The organism is Pseudomonas sp. KUIN-1 (genome assembly GCF_009176725.1).
Taxonomy (GTDB): domain Bacteria; phylum Pseudomonadota; class Gammaproteobacteria; order Pseudomonadales; family Pseudomonadaceae; genus Aquipseudomonas; species Aquipseudomonas fragariae.
The window spans coordinates 3,727,501-3,743,931 of the sequence record NZ_AP020337.1 but is presented as its reverse complement, the minus strand read 5'-3'; the positions used below and the strand labels follow the sequence as shown (position 1 = coordinate 3,743,931).

11 protein-coding genes and 2 pseudogenes (1 of these 13 only partly in view) are annotated in these 16,431 nt (G+C 60.3%); 2 read left to right on the top strand and 11 right to left on the bottom strand.

Annotated features, from left to right (window positions below):
- Positions 1–68: 68 nt before the first annotated feature.
- The 11 genes and pseudogenes from KUIN1_RS16555 to KUIN1_RS16505 form a co-directional block, all read right to left on the bottom strand.
- Complete coding sequence (locus tag KUIN1_RS16555) at positions 69–1,478, bottom strand: undecaprenyl-phosphate glucose phosphotransferase (RefSeq protein WP_011268295.1); 1,410 nt, start codon at positions 1,476–1,478, stop codon at positions 69–71.
- A gap of 13 nt (positions 1,479–1,491) precedes the next feature.
- Positions 1,492–2,721 (bottom strand): glycosyltransferase family 4 protein, encoded by a 1,230-nt coding sequence (locus KUIN1_RS16550; protein WP_057457978.1) that lies wholly within the window; start codon positions 2,719–2,721, stop codon positions 1,492–1,494.
- A 73-nt stretch (positions 2,722–2,794) separates the two neighbouring features.
- Positions 2,795–3,910, bottom strand: coding sequence for a glycosyltransferase family 4 protein (locus tag KUIN1_RS16545; RefSeq protein WP_152092130.1), 1,116 nt, complete (start codon positions 3,908–3,910; stop codon positions 2,795–2,797).
- A 104-nt stretch (positions 3,911–4,014) separates the two neighbouring features.
- Positions 4,015–5,220, bottom strand: coding sequence for a glycosyltransferase family 4 protein (locus KUIN1_RS16540; protein ID WP_152092129.1), 1,206 nt, complete (start codon positions 5,218–5,220; stop codon positions 4,015–4,017).
- Positions 5,217–6,218, bottom strand: a complete 1,002-nt coding sequence (locus tag KUIN1_RS16535; RefSeq protein WP_024642982.1) for a glycosyltransferase — start codon at positions 6,216–6,218, stop codon at positions 5,217–5,219. The genes KUIN1_RS16540 and KUIN1_RS16535 overlap by 4 nt, the downstream gene beginning before the upstream one ends.
- 85 nt (positions 6,219–6,303) lie before the next feature.
- A pseudogene (gene rfaH / locus KUIN1_RS16530) lies at positions 6,304–6,817 on the bottom strand (transcription/translation regulatory transformer protein RfaH).
- Positions 6,818–6,869: 52 nt separating this feature from the next.
- Positions 6,870–9,077 carry a polysaccharide biosynthesis tyrosine autokinase gene (locus KUIN1_RS16525; protein ID WP_024642980.1) on the bottom strand — a complete coding sequence of 736 codons (2,208 nt, stop codon included), beginning with the start codon at positions 9,075–9,077 and terminating at the stop codon, positions 6,870–6,872.
- Positions 9,078–9,529 (bottom strand): annotated as a pseudogene (locus KUIN1_RS16520) (low molecular weight protein-tyrosine-phosphatase).
- Positions 9,519–10,454 (bottom strand): glycosyltransferase family 2 protein, encoded by a 936-nt coding sequence (locus tag KUIN1_RS16515; protein WP_103359956.1) that lies wholly within the window; start codon positions 10,452–10,454, stop codon positions 9,519–9,521. The pseudogene KUIN1_RS16520 and the gene KUIN1_RS16515 overlap by 11 nt, the downstream one beginning before the upstream one ends.
- A 3-nt stretch (positions 10,455–10,457) precedes the next feature.
- The gene (locus tag KUIN1_RS16510; RefSeq protein WP_152092128.1) at positions 10,458–11,972 is read right to left on the bottom strand and encodes a lipopolysaccharide biosynthesis protein; all 1,515 of its coding nucleotides are present in this window, start codon (positions 11,970–11,972) and stop codon (positions 10,458–10,460) included.
- A 5-nt stretch (positions 11,973–11,977) separates the two neighbouring features.
- Positions 11,978–13,099, bottom strand: coding sequence for a DegT/DnrJ/EryC1/StrS family aminotransferase (locus KUIN1_RS16505; protein ID WP_024642978.1), 1,122 nt, complete (start codon positions 13,097–13,099; stop codon positions 11,978–11,980).
- A gap of 668 nt (positions 13,100–13,767) precedes the next feature.
- On the opposite strand from KUIN1_RS16505, the gene KUIN1_RS16500 reads away from it, so the two are divergent.
- Complete coding sequence (locus tag KUIN1_RS16500) at positions 13,768–14,958, top strand: cysteine desulfurase family protein (RefSeq protein ID WP_003407600.1); 1,191 nt, start codon at positions 13,768–13,770, stop codon at positions 14,956–14,958.
- A gap of 57 nt (positions 14,959–15,015) precedes the next feature.
- A protein-coding gene (locus tag KUIN1_RS16495) for an aminopeptidase P family protein (protein WP_054091962.1) crosses the window boundary here: on the top strand, positions 15,016–16,431 show its 5' portion. It continues 393 nt past the right edge of the window; 1,416 of the gene's 1,809 nt are visible here — the first part of the coding sequence; the start codon lies at positions 15,016–15,018; its stop codon lies off the right edge, out of view.

Below are 16,431 nucleotides of genomic sequence, written 5' to 3'. Positions count from 1 at the left end.
TTCATGGCATTGCTCCTTTCGTGTTGCGTACCGAGGGTGTTCGGTGGGTGCTCAGGTCAGCGCAGGCATCAGAAGGCGTTCTTGTTGACGAACCCCTTGAGCAGCGTCAGCAGAATGATTTTCAGGTCCAGCCAGATCGACCAGTGCTCGATGTATTCCAGGTCGAATTCGACACGCATGCGCATCTTGTCCAGCGTGTCGGTCTCGCCGCGCCAGCCGTTGATCTGCGCCCAGCCGGTGATGCCGGGCTTGACCTTGTGGCGCAACATGTAGCCGCTGACCTGCCTGCGGTACTGTTCGTTGTGGGCAATGGCATGGGGGCGTGGGCCGACGATGGACATGTCGCCGAGCAGCACGTTGAAGAACTGCGGCAGCTCATCCAGCGAAGTCCGGCGTAAAAAGCGGCCCAGCGGTGTTACCCGTGTATCGTTGCGCGTCGCCTGCAGCACCACGTCGGTGTTTGCCTGGACGCTCATGCTGCGGAATTTCCAGACCATGATCGAGCGACCGTCCAGCCCGTAGCGGCGCTGGCGGAACAGCACCGGCCCGGCGGAGGTGAGCTTGATGGCTGCCGCGATGATCAGCAGCGGCACAGCGATCAGCAACAGAATCAGGCTCGACAGCACGATGTCTTCGGCGCGTTTGGCCAGGCTCCAGGCGCCGTCCATGGGCGAGTCGAAAATGCTGATGCTGGCCAGGCCGTTGATGCTTTCGCTGCGCGCATGCAGCAGGTCGAACATGAACACATCCGGAATCAGGTACACCGAGGCGGTGGTGTCGCTCAGGCCGGTAATCAACTCGCGCAGTTGCGGTTCGGCGCTGAAGGCGAGGGTGATATACACCTTGTCGATGCGGCCTGCGCGGGCATCGTCGATCAACTGCTGCAGGTCACCCAGTACTCGCGGGCGGCGCTTGTGTGCCTGCAGATTCATCTGCTGCGGGTGCGAGTCGTAGAAGCCGAGCAGGATCAGGCCCATCCAGGGCGCCAGGGCGATGGACCGGGCCAGCCGCTCGCCGACCTGCCCGGTGCCGACGATGGCCACCCGGCGCGTGTTGAAGCCACGCCGACGCAGGGTGTGCAGGGCCAGACGGATCAGCAGCCGGTAGCCGCACAGCACGGCGAGTGCCAGCGCGAACCAGCTCATCTGGCCGTTATCGGGCAATTGCGTCTGGTTGAGCAGCAGGCTGTTCAGCGACAGCAGAGTGATGAAGGTCATCGCCCAGTAACTGAAGACCTTGGTCAGCTCGCGCAGAATGCGCTCGCCACGCCATGAGCCATACAACTGGTGATACTCGCTGACCCAGTGAAACACCAGAACCGCGAGGAAAATGTGCGACCAGGCCTCTGTGCTGTCGGTGACCGTCAGCCCGGTTTGCCAGTAACCGATCAGCACGATGACAGCCAGGTCCAGCAAGCGGTGGGCGAGCGAAAGCGCTGACTGGTGGGCACGCAGAATGCCGCGGACTGAAGTACGCATGGGAAGGGCTCGCTCAGACGATTTTCAGGGGGACGACACGGTTCGGCAGCTCGCTGCCGAGGCCGGGTGATGCCTGGGCGACCCGTTGCGACTGAGGCGGGCGCGCCAGATGAACCCCGTGTGAGAGGGCCAGACGGTCTTCGACGAAGGCTTTGATTTCCTGCTCGAAACGCGCGACCGAAAACCGCTCGGCATTGGCCCGGCAGGCCTCGGGAGAAATGCGCGATTGCGCCGCTTCGAATTCGCCGATGGCGGCGATCAGTGACGCTACCGTTTGCTCTCGGTAGAACACGCCGGTCGGCTGCGGGTGATCCAGGCCGCGCACGGTCTCCATGACGCCGCCCTTGGCGAAGGCGATGACCGGCGTACCGCAAGCCTGGGCCTCGACCGGGCTGATGCCGAAATCCTCCTCGGCGGCGAAGACAAACGCCCTGGCGCTGCGCATGTGCTCGAGCAGCACGCTGCCTGGCTGAAAACCCAGCAGCGTCACGTTGCTCACTTGGCTGGCAATGGCCTGCGCCTTGGCCAGGTCCGGTCCGTCGCCGATCATGATCAGGCGTTTGTCAGGCATGGCGGCAAAGGCTTCGACGATCATCGGCATGCGTTTGTAAGGCACCATTCGCGAGGCACAGAGATAGAAGTCCCCGCGCGCGCCCTGGGCGGTGAAGCAGAGCGTGTCCACCGGCGGGTAGATGACGGTGGAGTCGCGTCGATAGGCCTTGGTGATGCGCGCGCCGATAAAACCGGAGTTGGCAATGAAGGCGTCCACGCCGGTCGATGTGCGCTGATCCCACAGGCGCATGTAATGCAGGATCAGGCGTGCCAGACCGCCCTTGGCTCCCTTGTTCAGCCCTGATTCCTGGAGGTACTGGTGCTGCAAGTCCCAGGCATAGCGGATCGGCGAGTGCACATAGCTGATGTGCAGTTGGTCCGGGCCGCACAGCACGCCCTTGGCCACCGCATGGCTGCTGCTGATGATCAGGTCATAGCCGGACAGATCCAGTTGCTCGATGGCCAGCGGCATCAGCGGCAGGTAGCGCGAATAGTGTTTGCGCGCGCCGGGCAGCTTCTGGATGAACGTCGTTCTGGCGACCTTTCCATGCAGGTGCGCGCGGTCCTGATCGCTGAGGAAGTCGATGACCGCAAACAGGTCCGCAGCGGGCCAGACGTTGATCAGTGACGCGAGCACGCGCTCGGCGCCGGCGTAACTCACCAGCCAGTCGTGGACGATAGCGATTCTCATGGGCGTTCCTTGCTGTAATGGCCCGCGCTACTGCGGACGCGACGGCGCGCATCCTGGCGTTGCTGTTGTGGATTCAGGGTTTGCCGCTGGGCGAGTCGGCAGCGACGTGCAGCTTGCTTTGCTGCACGGGGTCAGACGCCAGCAACGTATCGATGCGCTGGGAAAGGCGTTGCGCGGAAAGCTCCCAGGAAAAACGCTGCACGTTTTGCAGGCCCTGGACACGCAGCGCGTTGCGCAAGGGCGCATCCAGCAGAATGCGCTGCATGGCTGCGGCCATGTGGCTGACGTCCAGCGGGTCGAAATACAGCGCACTGGCCTGCAGAACTTCCGGGATCGACGCGGCATTGGCCGCCAGCACCGGACAGCCGCAGGCCTGGGCTTCGAGCGGCGGGATGCCGAAGCCCTCGTAAAGCGACGGGAACACGAACGCGGTCGCGCCCTGGTATTGCGCGATCAGCTCGGCGTCACTGAGGCGTCCCAGAAAACGGATACGCGGGTCACGGCAGGCGAGGTGTTGCAGGTTCGGGTCGGCGAACAGCGCGCTGGCTGCGCCGACAATGTGCAGCTGCAGATCCGTGTGGCCACGCAGGCTGAGAAAGGCCTGAATCATGCGTCTGAAATTCTTGTGCACGGCCGGCGAAGACACGGCCAACAGGTATTTCGGACGATTCACAGCGGTCGGCCCCGGTATGAAATCGTCGCTGACCGCAGCAGGGACGACGAGCACCTTGTCCTCGGCGTAGCCATAGAACGAGGATATTTCTCTGCGCGAGAAGTGGCTGCCGGTGATCAGCGTTCTTGCGCGCGCCAGCAGGATCGGGGTGATGGTCCGATAGGCCAGCCGGAACAGTCGGGTATAGCTTTGCGGGTAGCGCACATAGTTGATGTCGTGGTGAGTCGCAATCTGGTTGCCATACAGCATGGGCCCGGTGTTGCTGATCGAGATCAGCAGCGGACTGCCCCGACGTTTCAGGTACAGCGGCAGGTCGATCTGCTCCCACGCATGCCCGGTGGAGCGCCCGATGCAGTGCGCCTCCAGTGCGCTGGCGCAGTCATGCAGTCTGATGTTATGCGGGGCAACGAATACCAGATCGTCGCGCAGTCGCTTCAGCGCTCGGCACATCTGCTCTGCGTAGCGCTGTACACCACTGATGTCCTGGGTAAGAAACCGTGCATTGATGAAAATCATCTTGAGCGTCCTGCTGATGAAAGTGGGCTGGCGGGTGCCACACCATGTCCTTGATGTCGTCAAAGGGGGCAATTGCGCCCGTTCGCCGTGTTTTGTGCCAGGTGCTACGTGCTGCGGTCCTGCAAGGTCTGGGCGAAGATGCTTTCGTACTGGTCCAGCATCAGGTCCAGATTCATCAACGACGCGACGCTGCTGCGTGCCTGGCTGCCGAGGCGTGCCAGCAGTTCGGGCTGCTGATGCAGCCTGAGCATCGCCAGCCCCAGTGAATCGGGGTCATCGGGGCTGCACAGCAAGCCATTGAGCGGTTCCTGAATGATTTCCGTGAGCCCGCCCATGCGGCTGGCGATGACCGGCAGCGAGTGCGCGCACGCCTCGACCGCGACCATGCCGAATGGCTCATTCCACAGGGAAGGCACAATCGCCACGTCGATCTGGCGATAGAAATGCTCGGGTCTCTGAAAACCGACGAAGCTGATGTCGGGGGACGTGACCATGGCCCTGAAGCGCTTTTCGTCGGATGGCTGTCCGCGCCCGGCAATCTGCAGGGTGGCTTTGAACGGCAGGTGCTGGAACTGCTTGATCAACCACTCCAGCCCCTTGTTGGTCGACAGTGTGCCCAGGTAACCGAAGCGCAACGGTGCGGTATCGACAAGTGCTTTGGGTCGCTCGTGGATCGCTGGCGTAAACGGGCTGGCGTTATGCACCACATACCCTCTCGCGCCCTTGAAATAACCTTGCGCCTGCAGCGTGTCGAGCATGAAGCGGCTGACACCGACCACCGCGCTGACCTGTTCCGACTGTTGTGCATGATGGCTGCGCAACCGTGTACACGTCGTGCACTGGCGCTGACAGCTTTTGCCTTTTCTGAACATCGTGCTTGCCGGGCAGAGCAGGTAGAAGTCATGCAGCACCTGCACGATCGGGCAATCGGCCTGGGTGATCTGGTCCCATGCCGAGACCGACCAGCCTGTCAGGTTATGGCACACCACCAGTTCCGGCTGCTCCAGTTCCATCACGCGCTCCACGTACTCGCGCATGTCCGCGTTGTAGCGATCACGCCAGTGCCAGGCAAACCGCGCCAGTCGTCCTGGGCGCTGGGCCATGAAGTGCCAGTAGCGGTTGAGCAGGCCGGCCCGATAGACCTTCACCCGATTGACCTCCGCCAGCTGCAAGCCAGGCTGGTCGGTGGTGGCCAGTACCGCGACGCTGTGCCCACGCTGCTGTAAGCCCTCGACGGTGCGTTGCAGAATGATTTCTGCGCCGCCGCCGATATCGGGTGCGTAGAGGCTGTTGATGAAAAGGATTTTCATAGCGGGTAGGCCCTGTTCAGGCCCAGCCTGCCGTCTTCGCCCTCGCGAATGGCGTCGTTGAGCAGGTCCAGACGCTGGGCCGCGCCATAGCGCCAGGCATACAGGTTCAGCAGGCAGAGAAAGACCCGGCGATTGAGCCGATAGCTGAGTGTGGAAGCTGCCCAGACATGCCTGTCGAACCAGGCCTGATTGCGCGCTGCGTAGTAAGCGCGCAGATCCGATCCGCCCAGCAGGTAGCTTTCATAGACATTGCGGGTCCGCGCCTTGATGTTCCAGGAGTCTTCCAGATCGTCCAGCCGCGCGTCGGGCACCAGAAACAGCTTTCCGCCGCCGTCGGTGATGCGCCAGGTGTATTCGCTGTCATCGCTGTACAGCTTGAGAGCATCCAGTGGCAGGCCGATCTTTTCGTAAAGGCTGCGATGGGCAAGCAGCCCGCCGTAAGTGGCAAAGGGCAGTTGCACGCGCTGCGGCATCAGCCGGGTCGCGTCGGGCTGGCCCCAGGGCAGACGCCGCCAGATCTTGTACGGCAATTGAGCGATGTGAAAACCGAAGAAGCTTGAGCGCCGCTGGATCGCGTATTGCAGCGGTACACCTGCGGCGATGTCGGCTTGGTGGGTGGGGCGAAAACCGAGCACCGCGCAGTTGTCCTGGCCCTCGACTGTTTGTCGTTCCCACAAGGATCGATGCAATACCTCGATGGCCTGCGCGGTCGGTGCGTTGTCATCGTCCATCAGCCATATGCAGTCGTCTCCGGCTTGCAGCGCGGCCTTGATGCCTACCGAATAGCCATTCGCCGAGCCTGTGTTGTGCGGCAGCCAGATCACCTCAACCCGATCAGGCCACTCATCGCACAGCGCTTGCAGCGGCGCGGTGGAAGCATTGCTGACAACGATCACACGGCCGATCAGCGGGCTTTCCAGCGAGCGGCTGATCAGGGTGTGCAAATAGCTGAAACGGTCACCATAGGTGAGCGTCACCAGGGTGGTCTGGCGCGGCATGGTGTGGTTCCGAGGCTGGTGGAGTAGGCATGCGACACATGTTTTCAGGCACACGTCATGCGGCAGGTCTCTGCGGATTCCAGCGCTAGGCGCGGGCTTCGATTCGCGACAGGCTGCTGATGGGCAGCACCACTTTTTGCTGGCGCTGCAACATATTGAGCAGAATAACCGCCCGCTGCGTGCCGTCTTTGCTCAGAAAAATGGCCTCGACGTCACCCCAACTGGCATGCGTAATCAGCACGGTGTCGCCTTGGGCAAACTGAGTTTTCGGTGCGGGCGTGGCCAGTCGTTGGCGGATCTGCTCGATCAGATGATCCCGAACCGGCACCGGATGACCACCGAAGGTCACGATGCGCGAGACGCCGCGGGTGGAGCGAATCGGGTACCAGTTGTCTTGCGCCTGATCCATGTGAATGAACAGATAGCCGGGGAACAAGGGCTCGCCGGCCTGAACCCTGGTACCGGTTTTTTTTTGCATCGGCCTGTAACGGTCGATAGCACTCGAACTGCTGACGCCGCAAATGTTCTTCGGCGCGGGCTTCCTGCCGTGGTTTGGTCTGGATCAGGTACCAGCGGACATCCTGGTCGGAGTGGGACATGATTAATTCCTTTTAAATGAAACAGCTCGGTCGGCGGCAGGCAGCGTCCCTTCTATCGGGGCGCGGGGTGGTAGTTGTAGCCGTAGGCGGCGCAGTCGTAGTCGGACGTTGTGGCCTTGCGCACCACCGCGTTGAAAATGGCGCCCTTGATCAGGATTCCGTTCTGACCCAGACGGCGTTTGCTGGCTTCGATTTCCTGGACGGTGGTCATGCCAAAGCGCGCCACCAGCAGGCAAGTGCCCGCCTGACGGCCCACCAGCGTCGCGTCGGTCACGGCCAGAATGGGCGGGGTGTCGATCAGAATCAGGTCATACAGCGGCGACAGTTCGGCAAGCATCTTGTGGAAGTTGTCATGCATCAGCAGTTCCGAGGGGTTGGGCGCGGCGAAACCACAGGAGATGAAATCCAGATGCCGGACACGGGTGGTGTTGATGACCTCGGTACAGCGCAACCGCGCCGCCAGTGTGTCGGACAGCCCGTGTTTGGGTTGTAGCCCGAAGAGGCGATGCAGATAGCCTTTGCGCATGTCGGCATCGATCAGCAGGACCCGTTTGCCGGTCTGGGCAATGATGGTCGCCAGATTGCTCGATACAAACGATTTGCCGGCACCCGGTGTCGGGCTGGATATCATCAGCACGTTGTTGCGTGCTTCAAGCATGGCGAAGTGCAGGCTTGTGCGCAGGCTGCGCAATGATTCAATCGCCAGCTCGGCGGGCGCCGCGATGCTCAGCAACTTCGACTCCTTGCCGGCATGGTCGCGCTTGTCCAGATGCTCCTGTTGACGAGAGTGGGGCAGCGACGCGTAGACCGGCATACCCAGATTTTCGATGATCTCGGCGCTTTCGACGCCGCGGTAGAACGCCTGGCGCACGAAAACCATGGTCATCGCGACCAGCGCGCCGAGCAGCGTGGCGATCAGCACAATCAGTGTCTTCATCGGTTTCACGGGCCTTTCGACATTGGTGTCGGCGTTGTCAATGACCCGTACGTTGCCGATGTTGCCGGCGCGCAGAATGTCCTGCTCCTGGCTTTTGTTGAGCATCAGCGTGTAGGTCTGGCTGATGACCTGCATATCGCGGGTCAGACGCAACAACTCCTGCTGGGTCATGGGCAGCGCGTCGATTTTTTTCAGCAGGCCCTGGCGCTGTTGTTCCAGCTGGTTTATCTGGCTCATCAGACTGCGATAGGTCGGGTGTTCGCGGGTATACAGCCGTTCCAGTTCGACGCGTTTGAGTTTCAGCTCAGACAGCATCGAGTCGAGACTGACCACCTGGTCAAGCACTCCCTTGGTTTCGATACTCAGGTCCACCGATCGGGCGCTGGTCTGGAAGGTATTCAGTGCGGTTTCCGATTCCTCGAGCTGCTTGCGCACGGCCGGTAACTGCGAGCGCAGGAACTGCAGCCGCTGGGCAGCTTCAGCCGAACTGCGCTCGACGTTCTGACGTACGTACAGATGGCTGACCTCATCGAGAATCCGGTTGGCCCTTTGTGCGTCCTGGTCCTCGATCGACAGATAGATGATGCCCGAGTCCCTGCCGGCCTCGGCGATCTTCAGGCGGTTCTGATAGATCAGCGCGGTGCTGAGTGTGCGCTGTCTGGAGACAGTGAAGTCGGTACCGGGCCGGGCCTGCAGCGTAGCGACCTGAATCTTGATGCCGTGGCCTTCGACCACGCGATTGATCGCACCACCGAGCAGCAGAGTGTGTTCGCTATCGTAGAGCGAGAACTGGCCGGGTTTGCCTGCGGTCAGGGTGAGTTTTTCACCCAGCAGGTGCTCCGGCACTTCCAGTTGGAACACCTCTATTTTTTCGCCGCCCCACGCGTAGTGGGTCAGGCCGAATAAAGGCTGCGCCAGTTCACCTTCGCGTGCAGGCTTGAAGGTGCGATACAGATAAGGACCGATCACGGGAAACAAGTCAGGTGTCTGGAGCCTATTGAGCTGCAGATCGTCGACGACCTTGCCCAGCAGTGCGCGGGACTTGATCAGCTCGATCTCGGTGGTCGCCTGCGACACCGAGAGTGGCTTGGCACTGACCTCCGGCGTGCCCTCGATGCCGATTTTCCGGGGCTCTATCTGAATCATGGCGGTGGCCTGATACACCGGCGTGGCCAGAATGGCATAGCCCAGGCCGATCAGAAAAAACACGCCGACGGTCCACAGGATCAGGGCTTTGTGATCGAACAGCATGCGCAGGACTGTTGCCAGATCAATCCGGGAGTCCGGTTGGAAATTCAGGGAAGGATGGTTCATGGCGGTCATTTATCCTGTTGCTCCTGACTGAAAATGGGGAAGCCAGTCGTCAATGCAGCGTGAGAGCTGCGCGTAGGTCTGTTCGAAGGCCGACGCGGGTCGTCGGTAAGGGTCGGTGATGTCGAGCGGGTCCTGCCATTTACCGATCAGAAAGGCTTTGCCGCGCACTTCGGGGCAAGGTCGAGGACGTCGGAAAAATGCGCCTGCTCCATCAGCAGGATCAGGTCGGCCTGGCGCAGCAGCTCGCGACTCATCTGGCGAGCGGCATGCCGCTGAGGCTGCACCCGGTGCGACTGCAGAACCGCATGTGCTGTCGGGTCGATCGACGAACCCGATAACGCAGCGATGCCTGCCGACTGAATACGTACCTGTGTGGCTTTCAGGCGTTGATGCAGCATCGCGACGGCCATCGGGCTGCGGCAGACGTTGCCCACGCACACCACCAGCACACTACTGAACATGAGCTTTGCCGTTGGCTGGCAACAGGCGCCTGGCCAGGTTGCCGATCACGTTGCCTGCCACTTTGCACAGCGTCTGCAACTTGTGGCGTGGGGCGAGTGCCGCCAGCGACAGGCACACCGTCTGCATCAGGAAATACTGGTACAGCGGCTGATTGCCGAGGCGGTTGTAATAGTTGGCCAGGCTTGAGCAGGTCTGCAGGTTCATGTGCAACTTGCGTTTGTCACTGCGCATCGAGAACACCCCTCCAGGGTGCATCCGATAAGCGGCCGGCTTGATCCCGGCCATGAACTTGCCCTTGCCGTAGGCCCCCAGCAACGACCACCAGCACATATCGTTCAACGGCGCGCTGCACAGGCTCAATTCGGGTGGCATCTGGCTGAACACATTGCGAAAGCAGACGGTCAGGGTCGACAGGCGTCTTGCCTGTTGCAACTCCAGTGCCGAGGCATCGGCGCGCAGATGGCCTTGCAACTGCAAGCCATACTGGCCGTGCTCATCGAAGACGAACGCGTCATGATAGGTGATGACGTAATCCGCATGAGCTTCGAGAAAGTCCACTTGCTGCTGCAGCTTTCGCGGATCGGTCCAATAGTCGTCGGCTTCGCAGTAGGCGATGTAGCGACCGCGTGCATCGCCAAACAGGCCCGGGACGCACGCTCTGCCCTGACTGTACTGATTGACCTGCTGATAGAAGGCCCGAATGATCGTCGGATGCCGCTCGGCGTAGTGCGCAATGATGCGCGCGGTGGCGTCTGTGGAGGCGTCGTCGTTGATCAGGATTTCGTACCTGAAATCGGTCTGCTGTGCCAAAAGCCCGTCCAGCGCCTGAGCGATGAAGGCCTCCTGGTTGTAGGCAGGGCATATGATGCTCAGCAGCGGCGGTGCCAGACAGGTTTCGTCGGTATTTTTTACAGTGTCGTCCATGGCTCAAGTACTCGGTTTACTGAACAGAACATAGAGTTTCGATGCCAGCGGCCTGTGACTCGCCGCCACCAGCGTCAGCGTGACAAGGCCGCTGAGTGCGAGTGCCAGAAGCAGGCTGGTACGGCTTTCACCGGCAATCAGATTGAAGACGGGGGCGCTGACCACCAGGCCTGCGGCGGTCATCGCGCTGATACGCAGGATGTCGCTCAACCACTGGCGGTGAAGACCGGGCGCCAGATGTCGATGCACGATGACTGGCCATATCGCGAAGGACGTCGCACGCAGAAAAAACCACGCCAACGCCGCGCCGTACACGCCTTGGTAATGGATCGCCAGAATCATCACCGGCACGCTGATCAGCGTCGAAATCAGGCTGTACCACAGGTGCAAATGCATCCGGCCGTAGGTGTATTGCAAATAGAACTGAAAGGCACTGGCGGCCATGATGGCGCTGCCCAGTGCATACCAGCCCAGCACCGGACGACTCCAGCGTGCAGCGACCGGATCGCCGGTCCAGGCGAGGATCAATGGCTCTGCATACAGGGCAATGACCGCAGCCAGCGGGAACAGAAAGGTACAGGCGAGACGATTGGCGGCCAGAAACAAGGCGTGCATCTCGTCGCGCCGCCCCTCGGCCATCAACACGGTCAGGCGCGGCAGCAGCGTCTGAACCAGCGGGTTGGTCAGCATCACGATGCCGGTGGCGATCAACGCCACCAGTGAGAAGTAGCCGTACTGGTCCAGCGGCAACAGATTCGACAGAAGTGCCTTGTCCACCTGGGTCAGCACAATCCACAGCACAGCGCTCAGCGACAGGCTGGCGGCAAAGGGCAGCAGCGGCTTGATCAATGGCCAGTCCAGGCCGGTCAGCCAATGTGGCGCAGGCATCTGCCCGCGGGCCTTGCCAGCAAACAGCAGGGTTTCGATCAGCCCCACCGCGAGTTGAAATTCAAAGAAGTCCTGCGGGTCCCGGGAAAACTGACTGACCAGCACCAGGCCGCCGATATAGCGCAACGTAGCGATCGACACATTGGCTGCGTTGAGCCAGCCATGTTGTTCAAGGCCCTGAATGCCGCTTTTGTACAGTGTCGAATACAGACGCAGGGCAATGATAATGCCCATCAAGGTGATGCAATGCGTCAGCGTGTCAGGTTGTAACGTGTTCGCGTTCAGCCAGTGCGCAGCGATCCAGGGGCTGGCGACACAGACCAGCAGGGCGCTGAACATGGCCATCGGCAGAAAGATCAGTTCGAACGAGCGCAACAGACGGCCCAGATAGTGTTTGCTTGCAGGAGTGTCTCGCCCGTGCGCCACGGCACGCACCAGGCTGGGCGACAGACCGGCATCCAGCAATTGCAGCCAGGCTTGCAGCAGGGTGAAGAAACCGATCAGGCCGTACGCTTCGGCACCCAGGTGGCCCAGATAGAACGGCATGATCAGAATGCCGATCAGCAGCACATAAGCCTGCCCGCCGTAATTCAGAAGGGTGTTGCGGATGAGGGAATGTTTGCCTGGCATGATCGTCAGCAGACCCGCGCAACGGTGCAAGCCCGGTAGTCAGCTTCAGTCACAGTGCAGGCTTCGATCAGGGTGCGGATCACCAGGTCCTGCTCGCTTCTCAGCAGGCCTGGATAGATCGGCAGGCACAGCACTCGTTCGCTCAACGCTCTGGAGACCGGCTGGCCGGGTTGAGGCTGCAGGTATTCAAGGGTGTCCAGCGAGGGGTAGAAGTAACGGCGGGGGTTGATCTTGTGCTGGTTGAGTGCTGTGCGCACGCTCAACAGTTGTTGCTCGTCGCGCAGGGCCACAGGGTAATAGCTGTGATTCAACTGGCTGTCGGCCTGCGGTGTCTGCAGATCCAGATAGTCTTGCAGCGATGAGGTGTAGTGATCGGCTATCTCTGCGCGCTGTTCGAGAATGCTGTCGATATTGTCGAGAACGCACAGCCCCATGGCGGCGGAGAACTCGTTGAGCTTGGCGTTAATGCCGATCCCATCGATCCGGTCGACGCCGGAAATGCCGAAGTTGCACATCAGATGGGCCTGTCTGGCCAGTTCGTCATCGTTGGTGATGATCGCGCCACCTTCAATGGTGTGAAACAGTTTGGTGGCGTGAAAACTCAGGGTGCTGATATCGCCATGATTGAGCACCGACTGGCCGGCGTGACGCACGGCGAATGCGTGTGCGCCGTCATAGACGACCTTGAGCTTGTGCTCGCGGGCTATGTGCTCAATGGCTTGCACGTCACAAGGATTGCCAAACACGTGGGTGGCGACGATCGCAGTGGTGTCTTCGGCAATACTGTTTTCGATGTGTTTGGGCGAGATGTTCCAGGTGTGAGCATCGATATCGGCAAAGATGGGCCGGATACCTTCCCACTGCAGCGAGCTGCTGGTCGCGACAAAACTGAATGGCGTGGTCACTGCGCTGCCACTCAGGCCGAGAGCCCGATAGGCCACTTGCAGAGCCAGGGTGCCGTTGTTGGTCAGAATAATGTGCCTGACACCCAGGTAGTCCTTGAGTCGATCCGTCAGTTCCCTGGCCAGCGGACCGTGATTGGTCAGCCAGCCACGTGCGTAGATGCCTTCGACGTAGCGTTTGAACTGGTCGATATCACCCAGATACGTCTTGGTCACGTTAATCATCGAAGCCTCCATGTTTCTTTGAATCAGCGCGTTGCCAAGCGGGTGACCGGGCATCTGTCGCAGAGGTACGTTGATTGCCGGGCACGCTACCGCCGAATCGTGTCGATCCAGTCAGGGCACTGCTTACACAGAATCAACGCGTAAGCGTCGAGTGGGTCGCATTGCAACAGGCAACGCTACCGCCACACCGAACGCATTCAGCATTTTAAAAAGGAAGTGAGAGTCAACAGACATCCGCCAGCGCCTGATAAGCGCCGTGGAAATAACTGACAGAGTGAGACGGAACAACAGTCAACTTCGGCTGATTATTCCGACGCCATGCTCTGCGGCATGTGCGTAAAACCGGAATGTGCCTGACGGTCCTATATATCGGTGGCGGCAGGGTATCTGTCAATTATTTCGTCAGGTTTCTGTTAGATTTTTGATAAATGGTAGGGCAGTGAATCTAACGTACTGATTTATATGTATGTCAAAAAAATATCATCCGCCGATGTGTATTTAATGACACAACCGACCGCTTCTCTCAGACGTCAAGAGATAAACAGATTTTTTACGACGGTACCTTTTTATATATTCTATTTTTGTCTATATAAATTCTAATTGATAATTTCTGGTTCTATTTGATTTCGTGCATGATCCTCTTCATGGTCTGTGAACGAGGAACGCGCATGAACGAACCAGTGCTGTATTTTGATTACGCCGCCACCACGCCTGTGGACGAGCGCGTTATCAGCGTGATGGTCGATTGCCTGGGGGCGTCAGGCAATTTCGGCAACCCTGCCTCCAGCTCCCATTCGTTCGGCCAAAAGGCCCGCCTTGCAGTGGAACTTGCCCGTGAGCAGGTTGCGCATCTGGTGGGTGCGCAAGCCTCGCAGATCATCTGGACTTCCGGCGCGACCGAGTCCAGCAATCTGGCACTCAAGGGGGTGGCTCAGGAACGTGCCAAGCGGCAAGCCGCCGCCGGAGGCAGACCTGGTCATATCATCACCAGCCTGATCGAGCACAAGGCTACCCTCGACACTGCTCGTCAACTTGAGGAACAGGGCGTCGATGTCACCTGGCTGGCGCCGGACAGCGAGGGTCTGATCAGTGCCGATGCAGTCAGTGCAGCCTTGCGTGACGATACCTTTCTGGTCTCGCTGATGCTGGTCAATAACGAGCTGGGTACCGTCAACGACATCGCCGAAATCGGCAGGCGCGTACGTGGGCACGGGGCGCTGCTGCATGTCGACGCTGCACAGGGCGCTGGCAAGCTGCCGATCGACCTCAGCCAGCTCGCGGTGGATTTGATGTCGCTCTCGGCACACAAGATCTACGGGCCCAAAGGCATTGGCGCCTTGTATGTCGGCCCGCGTGCGCAGCAGCGTGTTCTCGCCCAGATTCACGGGGGAGGGCACGAATGCGGCCTGCGCTCCGGGACGCTGGCGACGCATCAGATCGCCGGAATGGGCGCGGCTTTTGCCCTGGCGGCAGAAGTGCTTGAAGAGGAGGCGGTTGAAATACAGCGCTTGAGCGATCTTCTTTGTGATCGCCTGGCCGAGATCCCCGGCGTGTGTATAAACGGCAGTCCCACGCAGCGGATTGCCCACACACTCAGTTTTACTTTTACCCATAACGATCTGGACGTCGCGGCGCTGGGTGAGAGCCTTGCCTTTTCGTCCACCTCCGCCTGCAACTCGGCGAAAAACCTGCCGTCGCATGTCCTGCTCGCCCTGGGACTGAGCCCGCAGGCCGCCAGCCAGACCATACGCCTGAGTCTGGGGCGCTTCACTCGCGAGCAGGACATAGCGCGCGCAGCTGACTTGATTCGCGCCTCTTTGATTGAGCCAGCGTTCTGGGCGGTTGCTCAGGCTCGGTGAGTGCTCCATTATCTGAACCAATGAAAGCAGTCAATTTCCGGGTCAGCAGGAGAGTCAATGAGCACGCAATCCAATGCCCGTTCAGACGTGGCAGAACGTTTGGCGCAAACCCGCGCCTTGATGAGCAGGGAGCGCATCGATGCCTATCTGGTGCCGTCAGCGGATCCGCACCTCTCCGAATACCTGCCCGGCTATTGGCAGGGGCGCCAGTGGCTGTCGGGTTTTCACGGCTCGGTCGGTACGCTGATCATCACCCAGGATTTTGCCGGCATATGGGCTGACAGCCGCTACTGGGAACAGGCCACCAAAGAGCTGGCCGGCAGTGGCATCGAGCTGGTGAAACTGGTGCCCGGCCAGCAAGGTCCGCTCGAATGGCTGGCAGACGAGGCCAAGGCCGAGAGCGTGGTGGCCGTTGATGGGGCGGTTCTCGCCGTTGCTTCTTCGCGAACCCTGGCAAGCAGGCTCTATGAGCGCGGCGCGCGGCTGCGAACCGATATCGACCTGCTCACCGAGCTGTGGCAGGACCGCCCCGCGTTGCCGTCTCACCCGATTTACGAGCATTTGCCTCCCCAGGCGTCACTGGACCGTAGCGCAAAACTTGCGCGGGTTCGTCAGATCATCGCCGAGCGAAAGGCTGACTGGCACTTCATTGCAACGCTGGACGACATCGCCTGGCTGTTCAATCTGCGTGGCGCAGACGTTTCCTACAATCCGGTGTTCATCGCATTTGCCTTGATCGGTCCGCAAAGCGTCACGCTGTTCGTGGACTCGAAGAAAGTGCCGGACCCGGTAAGTGCGCGCCTGGAGCGCGACGGCATCAACCTCATGGAGTACACGCAGATTGGCGCCGCCTTGCGCGAGCTGCCGAAGGACGCGCGACTGCTGGTCGATCCGGCCCGGGTTACCTGCGGGCTGCTCGATTACCTGGACAGCGAGGTCACGCTGGTTGAAGGGCTTAACCCGAGCACGTTACTGAAGTCGCAAAAAACCGAAGCCGATACGGCGCACATCCGTCAGGCAATGGAGCAGGACGGCGCAGCGCTTTGCGAATTCTTCGCCTGGCTGGACAGTGCGCTGGGGCGAGAGCCTGTCAGCGAACTGACCATTGATGAAAAGCTCACGCAGGCACGCGAGCGACGTCCGGGCTATGTCTCGCCGAGCTTTGCCACCATTGCGGGCTTCAACGCCAATGGCGCGATGCCACATTATCGCGCTACCGAGGCGGAGCATGCACGGATAGAAGGTGATGGTCTGCTGCTGATCGATTCGGGCGGCCAGTACCTTGGCGGTACCACCGACATCACGCGCATGGTGGCGATCGGCACACCGAGTGCCGAACAGAAGCAGGACTGTACGCGCGTTCTCAAGGGTGTGATCGCGCTGTCGCGTGCTCATTTTCCCAAGGGCATTCTGTCGCCGCTGCTGGACGCAATTGCCCGAGCGCCTATCTGGAGTGAGGGTGTCAATTACGGC